This window comes from Burkholderia sp. AU45388 (assembly GCF_030481585.1).
Taxonomy (GTDB): Bacteria; Pseudomonadota; Gammaproteobacteria; order Burkholderiales; family Burkholderiaceae; genus Burkholderia; species Burkholderia sola.
This window is the reverse complement of sequence record NZ_JAUJPV010000012.1, coordinates 185820-196163: the sequence shown is the minus strand read 5'-3', so window position 1 is coordinate 196163 and position 10344 is coordinate 185820. Positions and strand designations below refer to the sequence as shown.

Sequence of the window (10344 nt, the reverse complement as noted above, 5' to 3'; positions counted from 1 at the left end):
GTGCGGTCCGCATTCGACTGGAAATCAGCAATGAATCAGTTTGCTATCCTGTTCGGAGAGCGATTTATGCAGGCGCGTGGGTAACACGTTGTTCAACCGCCTCGCCCACAAAAATGCGGACAGGTTCAATACCGGAGGAAACCTCGGTGGCGTCCAGGTCAGCCACGGAGGCCAATCCCAAACCCTGGCGTGCGAACGACAACAGCGTCGCCAATCAGGCGCAGATTGCGCAACGCTGTAAGGGTATTCCCATTCCTTGCTGATTTGCCGCATCGATCAGGCACGTTGGAAGCGCTCCAGCAGCCACCTACCTGCCGGGCCTGGCAATCGATCAGCTAGATAGGCGGCCTGGAGCTTCTTCATGTCCGTCTTCTGCTCCGAAAACGAACGTTACCCGACTCCGGCCAGCCCTGTTTGCGGAGGCAGATCAATCTCATCTGCACCCGATCGCGCAGCGGCACGACGAGATCGCGTCGGGCGGTATTCTGGAAGTCGCAGTGTTCCATTCAGGCGCGGATGAATGGCGGCCTTTCGTTGCCGAGTTGCCGTTTGTTGTTGTCGCCGATCCGGGCAAAGCGCTACGCAGAATTCAGTGTGGAAGCCTCGCCACGCGCATTGCTGAACTCTTGCGCCCGGCTTTCCATTGTGCGGGGTGTGCAATTGCCTACCTGAAAGCACTCATCTTGCATGGCGCTTCAGTTCCGCCCGTCCTCGGGCGGCACAAGCTGCGCGAGCGCTGGCGCAATCACCCCTTCCAGCAGCGCTTTTTCCGGACGAACGCGCGCCAGGACGCGAACGCCCATCAGAACGCCGAGCAGATGCCGGGCGAGGACTGCGGCCGGCTGCGATGGCGTAATGGTCCCGTCGAGCTGACCTGTCCTGATGCACCCGAGAAAAAAGCCTTCGATACGGGTAAGAACGCCCGCGATGATCTTCTGGAACTCAGCATCGTGCGGTGCCATCTCCAGGGCCGAATTCACGAGCATGCAACCCTTATGCTGGCGATCGTTCAACGAGCGGCGCAGGATCTCGTCGAAGAACGCGTGGATCGCTTCAAGGGGAGGGAGCACTTCGCACCGTCGTATGCGGTTGCCTATGCTTTCGCTCACGTAGCGATCGAGCGCTGCCTGGAACAGGCCGCGCTTGTCTCCATACGCGTTGTAAAGGCTTGCGGCGGTGAGACCTGTTTCGCCGGTGAGATCTTTCACCGACGTCGCCTCGTAGCCGAACCTCCAGAAGCACTGGACCGTTGCGTCCAGCACTGCTTCTTCGTCAAATTCCCTTGGTCTCGCCATTTCTGTCACCTGAATCCATCATGGCGCAGCGAGCTTGCCAACTTCGCCGCGATGAGCGATTATAGAATGTACGTTCTAAAACGAAAAGGGCGGACCTGAATATAGCGCGTGGGCGCGTCGTGCCCCGTGGAAGCATCGCGTGGAGGAGCAGAGTCATGGGACTGCAGGAGCAACTGGACAGCTTCAGGGCGGAGTTTGCGCGCACTGCGCCATCCGGGCGTGTCGCGCTCTACGAGGCCAGGATCGACGAGCTGCGTGCCAGGTTCGCGCTGGACAAGGCAATCGGAACGGGCGATGAAGCGCCGGACTTTTCGCTACCGGACGTCCATGGCAATCGGATCTCGCTTTCCGGTCTGTCGCAGCACGGACCCGTCGTGGTTACGTTTTACCGCGGCGGATGGTGCCCCTACTGCAATATCCAGTTGCGGGCGTATCAGGCGATCCTTCCCGAGATGGCCGCGCTGGGCGCCCGGCTGGTCGCGATCTCGCCGCAACTGCCCGACGGTTCGCTGACCACTGCGCAAACAAACGCGCTCACCTTCGATGTCCTGAGCGATGCAGGTAATTCCGTCGCGCGCCGCTTCGGGCTCGTTTATGCGCTGCCGGAGGACCTGCGTGAGGCACTGCGCTCGAACAACAAGGCCTTGCCTGCGATCAATGGCGACGGGAGCTGGGAGTTGCCCGTTCCCGCCACCTATGTGATTGCCCCGGGTCGGCGCGTTGTGCTCGCCGGTATCGACGTCGATTACCGCAGCCGTCTCGAACCGGATGCGATTCTCGCTGCCCTCAAAGCGCTTCTACCGGCCTGATCGATGACAAGCGGCAAGGTATCGGTCGCGGCGGCCGTCGACCCTGAGCAGGCGCAGCGAAAAGCCTCACGCATACGACTGTCGGGGTTCGCCTGGGCAGCGCTCACGGTCATGATTTTCTCGGGCTGGTTTGTCGTGACACGGCTCGGTGTCACCCGCGAGCTTCGCATCTGGGACATTGCCGCGCTCAGGTTCGGCATTGGCGCCATCCTTCTCGCGCCAACTGTCGTGCGCCGGGGCTCCCGGCTGTCTGCCGCCGCCTGGGGCGAGGGTCTGATATTTGCGGTGTTGTGGGGCGTGCCTTTCGTACTGCTCGTCGCGCTCGGGTTGAAGTTGACTTCGGCGGCTCAGGCCGCGTCTGTCGCGCCGACGTTGATGCCGGTCTTCGCCGGCGTGTTCGGCTGGGGTTTCCTGCGTGAGCAGCAGGGAAGGTCGCGCTGGATCGGCTATGCGGCGATCATTGCCGGGCTCGTTTGCCTGGTGGGTGCCGGTGTAGCAGTCCATGGCAAACCCAATCCTTTTGGCATCTTTGCACTGACGGCCGCTGCCGCGATGTGGGCCATCTATACGCTGCTGTTCCGACGCAGCGGCCTGACACCGATCCAGTCCGCCGCTCTGATCTGCCTCTGGTCGATGGCGCTTTATCTTCCAGTCTATCTGTTCCTCGGCCTCAGCCGGTTCGGCCTTGCCTCCCGGGGCGAGATCGCCACGCAGGCGCTTTATCAAGGCGTGCTGATGAGTGGCGTCGCGCTCATCACCTATAACCGCGCCGTTTCCCTGCTCGGCTCTTCGGCTGCCACCGCTGTCATCGCGCTGCTTCCTGCTGTCGCCTCGGTTCTCGCCATACCCGTTCTCGGCGAAACGCCGTCGCCGGCTGAAGGTGTGTCGATCGTCGTCATTGTTTTCGGTGTGCTGCTCGCTTCCAGGCCCGCGCCCGCGCGCATTGCAGCAGTCCGGCGTGCATCAACCCATTCGCAAACCTGAAGGTACCGCCATGATCCGCTTTTACTTCCACCCCACGCCAAATCCGGCCAAGATTGCCCTGTTTCTCGAGGAGACGGGTCTTTCCTACGAGATGGTCCCCATCGATACCAGCAAGGGAGAACAGCACACGCCGCCATTCCGCGCGATCAACCCCAACGGCAAGGTGCCCGCCATCATCGATACAGACGGGCCGGGCGGCAAGGAAGCGCGCGTGTTCGATTCCACGGCGATCCTGCTCTATCTGGCGGAGAAGACCGGCAAATTGCAGGGCGTACGGGAGGACAGGCCCGAGCTGCTTTCGTGGCTCCTGTTCCTGGCCTCCGGTCTAGGGCCATTTTCGGGCCAGGCGGTGCACTTCCAGTTCGCCGCGCCCGAGGGACTCGATTATGCGGTGAACCGCTATCGACGTGAGGTAGAGCGCCACTACCAGGTCCTGAACGACCATCTGGAAGGGCGGACGTACATCGTCGGCGAGACATATACGATCGCGGACATCTCGGCCTGGGGATGGCTCGATCGCGCGTCGCGCGTGCTCAAGGGGGCCGACGATCCGCTGGGGGCGTTTCCTAACCTCAAGCGGTTGTTCGAAACAGTCGATGCACGTCCGGCAGCGGCCCGCGCCAGAGCAGTCGGCAAGGACCACGAGTTCAAAAAGGTCAACGACGAAGAGACTCGTCGCGCGCTTTTCCCGTCCAATTATCCGCTGGTTGCCTGAGCCTGCACTGAGCCGTTACGGAGAACTGCATGGCTGATTCATTCGACTATATTCCCCCGAAGGTCTGGACCTGGAACAAACCCAGCGGCGGCACCTTCGCGAACATCAACCGACCGGTCGCCGGGCCGACGCATGAAAAGGTGCTGCCTGTCGGGCGTCATCCGCTTCAGCTTTATTCGCTGGGCACGCCCAATGGCGTAAAGGTCACGATCCTGTTGGAGGAACTGCTCGCAGCCGGCTTTTCCGGGGCCGAGTATGACGCCTGGTTGATCAGGATCGGCGAGGGTGAGCAGTTCGGCAGCGGCTTCGTGGACATCAATCCGAACTCGAAGATCCCCGCGCTGCTGGATCGCAGTGGGCCGAAGCCTGTCCGCGTGTTCGAGTCGGGCTCGATCCTGCTGTATCTGGCCGAGAAGTTCGGGGCGTTCCTTCCGAAAGACGTGGCGGCACGCACCGAGACGCTCAACTGGCTGTTCTGGCAGATGGGCAGCGCGCCATACCTGGGTGGCGGCTTCGGCCACTTCTACGCCTATGCGCCAACGAAGATCGAGTATGCGATCGACCGTTTCGCAATGGAGGTGAAGCGCCAGCTCGATGTGCTCGACCGGCAGCTTGCCGGCAATGAATATCTCGCCGGTGACGATTACACCATCGCCGATATCGCGGTGTTCCCGTGGTACGGCGGCCTTGTCAAAGGCTGGCAATACGGTGCGGCGGAATTCCTGTCCGTGCAGGACTACACGAACATTCGACGCTGGGCCGACATGCTTCTCGCGCGGCCGGCAGTAAGACGTGGCCGCATGGTGAACCGGACGAGCGGTGACCCTGCCGGGCAGCTTCGGGAGCGTCACGCTGCAAGCGATTTTGATACGGTGACGCAGGACAAGGTGGGAGGGGCGCAATCATGAAGATCGAAGGCTAATCGTCGTCACCGGCCGACGACCCGACAGGCGACGCGCAGCAGGCCGGTCGGCTCGGCCTCTTCGCGCAGGGCGGTCGACTACGGCGCTTGTGTCGTCGTGGATCGGTCGATGTCACGATAGTTCGCAAGCGGATTGCCGGTTCGGTTGGCTTGCTGCCCGGCTCACGCGGAGGCAAGAAGCGGCCTGGCAATTCATTGCCGGGCCGTTTTGCGTTAATGCGTCAAGTCAGTCGGTGCGCCCTCGTGTTTTCCGTTCCGGGGGCCGGATGCGTCACGCATGCGCACGCCCCAGCGACCGCAAATACATCGGCACTTTCGCCTTGGTCGTCGCCTGCACCCGCGACATCAGCGCGTGATCGATTCGATCCAGCCCATAAGTCCGCGAAATATCCTGCTGCAACCGGCACCACAGATGCCCAGCCATCTCGGCATCGACCATCGCGCGGTGCGCACGGCCCGTTTGCGGCAGCCGCAGCATCTCGGCGAGGCTTGACAGACGGTGACTCCGCGCGTCTGGGTAGATCCGTCTCGCCACCAGCATCGTGCACGCAAACGCATGGTCGGCCGACATGCCGAGCATCCCCAGTTCCGACTGCCAGAAGCGCTTGTCGAAACCGGCGTTGTGGGCCACGACCGCATGCTTGCCGACGAACGCCGCCGCCTCCTTCATGACTTCGGACGCCGGCGGCGCCGTCGCAATCATGTCGTTCGTGATGCCGGTGAGCGCGACCACATCGGACGGGATACGTCTGCCGGCATTCATCAAGCTCTGGAAACGGTCGACGACTTGCCCGTCGCGCAGCAGGATGACGGCAATTTCGGTGGCGCGGTCGCCGAGATTCGGCGACAGCCCGGTTGTTTCGAAGTCCAGTACCGCGACGGTTTGCATGGTTGAATTCGGGAGCGTCATCAGAGGGTGTCGAGTGTGGCCGAGAGGGTAGCATCTTCGGGCGCGCGAACGGCGGATTCGTCGAGCGGCAAGCGAGCAGGCTTCCGATTGACGATAATGAAAATCTCGCTCCAGGCCTGTCGGACATGCCGCCGTGACTCAACTGATGCTCCCCGGATTCGAGGCGCCGCCGCCGGTTCCCGTGCACCGCTTCTTTTTCGCCGTGATGCCGGACCCGGCCACGGCGGCGCGCATTGCCGGCCTGGCCGAAAGCATGCGGCTGGAGAAGGACAGGCCGGTGGGCACCGAGCGTCTGCACATCACGCTGGGTTCGCTAGGCGACTTCGCTTATGTGCCGGGCGCTACGCTTGCGCGGGCCCGCGCGGTCGCGGACCGCATGGATGTGCCGTCTTTCTCCGTGAGGTTCGACAAGATCATCAGCTTCAACGGGCGGGCCGGTCATCAGCCGCTGGTGCTGGTGGGGCGGGCCGGTCTGGAAAACTTGATCGACTTTCGACGGCAGTTGCGACGTGCGCTGAAACAGGAGGCGGGGTTGAGCATGCTTCCCACGGGTTTCACTCCGCACGTGACGCTGCTGTATGGCGCACAGAGGCCCGACGAGTATCGGATCGAGCCGATTACTTGGACTGTGTTCGACTTCGTCCTGATCGATAGCTGGCTCGGCAAGTCGTACTACGACGTGTTGGAACGCTGGCCGCTGACGACCGGCAACGCGTCGGGATAATCGCGATACCGCAAGGGCGGTGTCGTTTCAGCGCATGCGGCCGCCCGCTGCCGTGCCCGTTCCTGCCCGGATTCCGGCTCAGTCCCGACCACCTCCGCGATAACGAAGGTGAATCAGCGGATACGGTCGTCCTTGTCCATCCAGATCCGATCGCCCGCAGCGCTCGAATCCGAGCCGTTCATAGAATCCCGCCGCCGCTTCGTTCTGTTCGTTGACGTCGGTGGACAGGTGGGGATGGCGCTTGAGCGCTTCTTCGACGAGCAACCGCCCGACTCCCGCGCGATGGTGCGCGGGATCGACGAACAGCGCTTCCATGTGGTTGCCGTCGAGCAGCATGAAGCCGATCGCGCGATCGCGCTCGTCGACGGCCAGATCGAGCGGTGCGCCCGGCAAAAACGCGACGACTTCGGATTCGATCGCGCGACGGTCGTCGTCGCTCAGGAAGTGGTGCGTGGCGTCGACGGCGGTGCGCCAGATATCCAGCACGCGTGTGCCGTCGGCCTTGGTGGATTGTCGAATTCTGATCATGGTTTGATGTGTGGTGATCCGGCGCTCGGCGGGGGGCGGCTCCATGACGGAGCGAACGCGTCGCGGGGATGCGCAAGCGACGGCGATGTATCAGTCGGATGGCCGCCGCGCGTGCTCCAGCGCTGCAGCCCGCTCCATCGCCCGCCGAGCGACATCGCGCACGCCCGCGCTCATCGGCAAATCGTCGCGGTCGAGTTCGTCGATCCCGAACCAGTGCGCGTCGAGCGCATCGTCGCCGGCGGCCGGCGTGCCGTGCAGCCATCGGCACAGCACCGCGACCATGATGAAATGCTGGCGCACGGCGCCGTGCGCATCGTAATCGAACGCATCCAGCGCGGTAAAGGCGTCCAGCGCCTCCACGTCGATCGTCGTTTCTTCCGCGACCTCGCGCACGACCGCATCCGCGAGCGGCTCGCCCGGCTCGATCTTGCCGCCGGGAAAGCCCCAGCAGCCAGCATCGGGCGGATTCGCGCGGCGCACGAGCAGCACGTCGCGTTCGCGCAGCACGACGCCGATCACGGCGGGAACGGGGTGCAAGGGCACGGCGTTGCCAGTCGCGGACATGGTTCGCCTACCCATCGGTGCTAACGAATGCGTGAGCGTGCATGCCGCTCATCGCGCGTCCCCGGTACGCCGTTCGAGCGCACGAATCACCGCGACCATGTCGGCCGCGCCATGTCCGGCCTGCTCGGTCTCGCCGTAAAGCGCATGGCAGATGTCGAGCAGCGGCGACGCGATGCCGATGCCGCGCGCGGATTCGGCGACGAGGCGCGCATTCTTCAGCACGTCGGTGATCGCGGCCTGCACCGAGAAATCTTCCGAGACGAGCTTGCCGAGCTTCACGCGCGACACGTCGCTGGCCATCGGCCCGGCATTCAGCACGTCGGCGAAGCGCGCGAGGTCGATACCGTGGCGTTGCGCGAAATGCGTGGCTTCGGCGAGACCGGTGACCATCGTGATCAGGAACAGGTTGACGGCGAGCTTCATCGTCAGCGCCGACGGCACGTCGCCGCACAGAAAGCTGTCGCGGCACAGCGGCTTCACGAGCGCACGGACGGCATCGACGTCGTCCGATGCGCCCGCCAGCATCACGACGAGCTGCCCGGCTTCGGCCGGCTTGCGCGAGCCCGACACCGGCGCCTCGACGTAACGGCCCGACGCGGCGGCGATGTCATCGGCGAGCGCGTGCGAGTATTCGGGCGCATTCGTGCCCATGTTGACGATCGTGTGCCTGCCGACCCGGGCGGCAAAACCAGGTGTGCCGCGCGCGAGGGCGGCATCGATCGCCGCGTCGTTCGCGAGCATCAGGATCACGGTGCGACAGGACACGAACACGTCGTCGATGTCCTCGGCCACGCGTGCGCCGGCGTCGCGCAGCGCGTCGTCGTTGCCGTGCGAACGGCTCCACACGACGAGCGGCGTGCCGGCTCGTGCGAGATTGAGCGCCATCGGCGTGCCCATCACGCCAAGGCCGATGAATCCGACTGCGGTTTGCATGGTGCGGCTCCCACGGTAGGTGGCGACGATTTTGGGCGTCAGTATCGCAGCGTTTTCGCATGCTTGCCATGTGGCCCGCGCGAGCGTGGAAGCCGCGTCGTCGCCGCTACGCGAGATCCCCCAGCTGCGGCCACGGATAAATGCCGCGTGCATGGCCGCCGCCGAACAGGAAGCGCACGCCGTAGCCGAGCGCTTCCACGCCGTCCAGTGTCAGATCCGGCCGCGCGTCGATATGGCCGCCGTCGAGCCAGATCTTTCGGCATTCCGCATACGGGCAATCGCTGCGCAACCGCGCATAGACGGCTCGGGCCGGTCGGCCCACCGGCACAGCACGGCGGCCGATGCCGCGTCCTTCAGTTCGGACAGGCTTTGCGCGCGCCCCAACCAACGATTTCTGATTTCGAATTTCCCGTTGCCGAAAAGCGGGGCAGCGGGGCCTCAGGGGAGTGCATGATTCGACCCTTGCGAGCCGCGCGGAATCGCCGACAATAAAAAACGGGGTCCCCTGGGCCGGGCATGTCGATTCCCTGCCGTGTCGCCCGTCGTATCGATATCGACCGGGCCGTGCGCCGCGCCATGCGGCCGGCACCCGGTTTCCGCGGACGGAGCAACGAACCAGGAGAGGCTACATGACACGCCACATGTCGGATTCCCGATACCGCTGGGTGATCGTCGCCGCGGGCGGCCTGATGGGCTGCGTCGCGATCGGCGCGATGTTTTCATTGCCGGTGTTCCTGCGGTCGATCGCGCGCGATACGGGCTGGTCGATGACCGGCATTTCCGGCGCGATGACGCTCGGTTTCATCGCGATGGCCGTCGCGAGCATGGCGTGGGGCAACCTGTCGGACCGCATCGGCACGCGGCCGGTCGTCGTCGCGGGCGCCGTGCTGCTGTCGGCGAGCCTGGCGCTGGCAAGCCGCGCGCCGTCGCTGCTGGTGTTTCAGTTGACCTTCGGCCTGGCAGTCGGCAGTGCGACGGCCGCGATATTCGCACCGATGATGGCGTGCGTGACCGGCTGGTTCGACACGCACCGCAGCCTCGCGGTCTCGCTCGTGTCGGCCGGCATGGGGATGGCGCCGATGACGATGGCGCCGCTGGCCGCATGGCTCGTGTCGGTGCGCGACTGGCGCACGGCGATGCTGCTGATCGCCGTACTGGCGGCCGTCGTGATGATCCCGGTGTCGCTGCTGGTGCGCCGGGCGCCCGCGCTCGATCCGGACTCCGCGCACACGGCGCCTGCGCCTGCGTCCGCCGGCGCGCCCGTCGCGATGTCGGTCGCGGATGCGCTGCGCTCGCCGCAGTTCAGGGTGCTCGTGCTGACCAACTTCTTCTGCTGCGCGACGCATTCGGGCCCGATCTTCCATACGGTCAGCTACGCGGTCACGTGCGGGATTCCGCTGATCGTCGCCGTGTCGATCTACAGCGTCGAAGGGCTCGCGGGCATGGGCGGCCGGATCGCGTTCGGGATCCTCGGCGATCGGCTCGGCGCGAAGCGCATGCTGGTGGCCGGGCTGCTCGCGCAGGCGCTGGGCGCGCTCGGCTACTACTTCGTGCGCACGCTCGACGGCTTCTACGCGGTCGCGACGCTGTTCGGTTTCATCTATGCGGGCGTGATGCCGCTGTATTCGGTGCTCGCGCGCGAGAATTTCCCGCTGCGGATGATGGGGACCGTGATCGGCGGCTGCGCGATGGCCGGCAGCCTCGGGATGGCCGCGGGCCCGGTCGCCGGCGGGCTGATCGTCGATGCGTTCGGCAGCTATGGCTGGCTGTACCTCGGCTCGTTCGCGATCGGGATCGGCGCGTTCCTGATCGCGACGATGTTCCGTCCGTTTGCGAAGGCGCGGCCGGATACGGTGGCCGCGTAATGGACGGCGGAGGCGGTGCGGCTAGCGTTTTTGCCGGACAGATGGGGTGGTCGCCACGTCGTCGTGGATAAAAACGGGTCCGGATACGGCATACA

The 10344-nt window shown here is 64.5% G+C and carries 12 protein-coding genes and 1 pseudogene; 7 read left to right on the top strand and 6 right to left on the bottom strand.

The annotated features are described in order from the left end of the window. Positions 1-263, top strand: a 263-nt coding sequence (locus QZM72_RS20475) for a hypothetical protein (RefSeq protein WP_301739038.1), incomplete at its 5' end; no start/stop codon positions are given. Between the two features lie 432 nt (positions 264-695). Here QZM72_RS20475 and QZM72_RS20470 read toward each other — a convergent pair. Beyond that, positions 696-1295: a TetR/AcrR family transcriptional regulator gene (locus QZM72_RS20470; protein WP_301739037.1), complete on the bottom strand. Its 600-nt coding sequence runs from the start codon at positions 1293-1295 to the stop codon at positions 696-698. Between the two features lie 155 nt (positions 1296-1450). Here QZM72_RS20470 and QZM72_RS20465 point away from each other — a divergent pair, with 155 nt between their 5' ends. The 4 genes from QZM72_RS20465 to yghU are packed head-to-tail and all read left to right on the top strand — an operon-like array spanning position 1451 to position 4711. Then, positions 1451-2104 carry a peroxiredoxin-like family protein gene (locus tag QZM72_RS20465; RefSeq protein WP_301739036.1) on the top strand — a complete coding sequence of 218 codons (654 nt, stop codon included), beginning with the start codon at positions 1451-1453 and terminating at the stop codon, positions 2102-2104. Between the two features lie 3 nt (positions 2105-2107). Then, on the top strand, positions 2108-3088 hold the full coding sequence (locus QZM72_RS20460) for a DMT family transporter (protein ID WP_301739035.1): 981 nt from the start codon (positions 2108-2110) through the stop codon (positions 3086-3088). 10 nt (positions 3089-3098) lie between these two features. Continuing rightward, entirely contained in the window at positions 3099-3803 is a 705-nt protein-coding gene (locus QZM72_RS20455) for a glutathione S-transferase family protein (RefSeq protein ID WP_301739039.1), read from the top strand. Positions 3804-3832: 29 nt separating this feature from the next. After that, positions 3833-4711 (top strand): glutathione-dependent disulfide-bond oxidoreductase, encoded by an 879-nt coding sequence (yghU, locus tag QZM72_RS20450; protein ID WP_301739034.1) that lies wholly within the window; start codon positions 3833-3835, stop codon positions 4709-4711. 285 nt (positions 4712-4996) lie between these two features. Here yghU and QZM72_RS20445 read toward each other — a convergent pair whose 3' ends face one another. Then, positions 4997-5614 (bottom strand): PolC-type DNA polymerase III, encoded by a 618-nt coding sequence (locus QZM72_RS20445; protein ID WP_089467706.1) that lies wholly within the window; start codon positions 5612-5614, stop codon positions 4997-4999. A 154-nt stretch (positions 5615-5768) separates the two neighbouring features. Here QZM72_RS20445 and QZM72_RS20440 point away from each other — a divergent pair, with 154 nt between their 5' ends. Then, on the top strand, positions 5769-6359 hold the full coding sequence (locus tag QZM72_RS20440; RefSeq protein ID WP_256979633.1) for a 2'-5' RNA ligase family protein: 591 nt from the start codon (positions 5769-5771) through the stop codon (positions 6357-6359). Between the two features lie 78 nt (positions 6360-6437). Here QZM72_RS20440 and QZM72_RS20435 read toward each other — a convergent pair whose 3' ends face one another. The 4 genes and pseudogenes from QZM72_RS20435 to QZM72_RS20420 all read right to left on the bottom strand — a co-directional run. Then, a complete protein-coding gene (locus QZM72_RS20435; RefSeq protein WP_089467704.1) occupies positions 6438-6887 on the bottom strand; it encodes an acetyltransferase in 450 nt (149 codons plus the stop codon). 90 nt (positions 6888-6977) lie between these two features. Continuing rightward, positions 6978-7451 (bottom strand): NUDIX hydrolase, encoded by a 474-nt coding sequence (locus tag QZM72_RS20430; RefSeq protein WP_089467703.1) that lies wholly within the window; start codon positions 7449-7451, stop codon positions 6978-6980. A 48-nt stretch (positions 7452-7499) separates the two neighbouring features. After that, positions 7500-8384 carry an NAD(P)-dependent oxidoreductase gene (locus QZM72_RS20425; RefSeq protein ID WP_089467702.1) on the bottom strand — a complete coding sequence of 295 codons (885 nt, stop codon included), beginning with the start codon at positions 8382-8384 and terminating at the stop codon, positions 7500-7502. A gap of 106 nt (positions 8385-8490) precedes the next feature. Beyond that, positions 8491-8682 (bottom strand): annotated as a pseudogene (locus QZM72_RS20420) (gamma-butyrobetaine hydroxylase-like domain-containing protein); the annotation flags it as partial. A gap of 331 nt (positions 8683-9013) precedes the next feature. On the opposite strand from QZM72_RS20420, the gene QZM72_RS20415 reads away from it, so the two are divergent. Beyond that, positions 9014-10249, top strand: a complete 1236-nt coding sequence (locus QZM72_RS20415; RefSeq protein ID WP_256979630.1) for an MFS transporter — start codon at positions 9014-9016, stop codon at positions 10247-10249. Positions 10250-10344 lie beyond the last annotated feature (95 nt).

Coding starts and splice junctions, on each gene's coding strand:
- QZM72_RS20435 (WP_089467704.1), bottom strand. CDS start 6,887: ATGATCAGAATTCGACAATCCACCAAGGCCGACGGCACACGCGTGCTG.
- QZM72_RS20415 (WP_256979630.1), top strand. CDS start 9,014: ATGACACGCCACATGTCGGATTCCCGATACCGCTGGGTGATCGTCGCC.
- QZM72_RS20425 (WP_089467702.1), bottom strand. CDS start 8,384: ATGCAAACCGCAGTCGGATTCATCGGCCTTGGCGTGATGGGCACGCCG.
- QZM72_RS20455 (WP_301739039.1), top strand. CDS start 3,099: ATGATCCGCTTTTACTTCCACCCCACGCCAAATCCGGCCAAGATTGCC.
- yghU (WP_301739034.1), top strand. CDS start 3,833: ATGGCTGATTCATTCGACTATATTCCCCCGAAGGTCTGGACCTGGAAC.
- QZM72_RS20465 (WP_301739036.1), top strand. CDS start 1,451: ATGGGACTGCAGGAGCAACTGGACAGCTTCAGGGCGGAGTTTGCGCGC.
- QZM72_RS20430 (WP_089467703.1), bottom strand. CDS start 7,451: ATGTCCGCGACTGGCAACGCCGTGCCCTTGCACCCCGTTCCCGCCGTG.
- QZM72_RS20445 (WP_089467706.1), bottom strand. CDS start 5,614: ATGCAAACCGTCGCGGTACTGGACTTCGAAACAACCGGGCTGTCGCCG.
- QZM72_RS20460 (WP_301739035.1), top strand. CDS start 2,108: ATGACAAGCGGCAAGGTATCGGTCGCGGCGGCCGTCGACCCTGAGCAG.
- QZM72_RS20470 (WP_301739037.1), bottom strand. CDS start 1,295: ATGGCGAGACCAAGGGAATTTGACGAAGAAGCAGTGCTGGACGCAACG.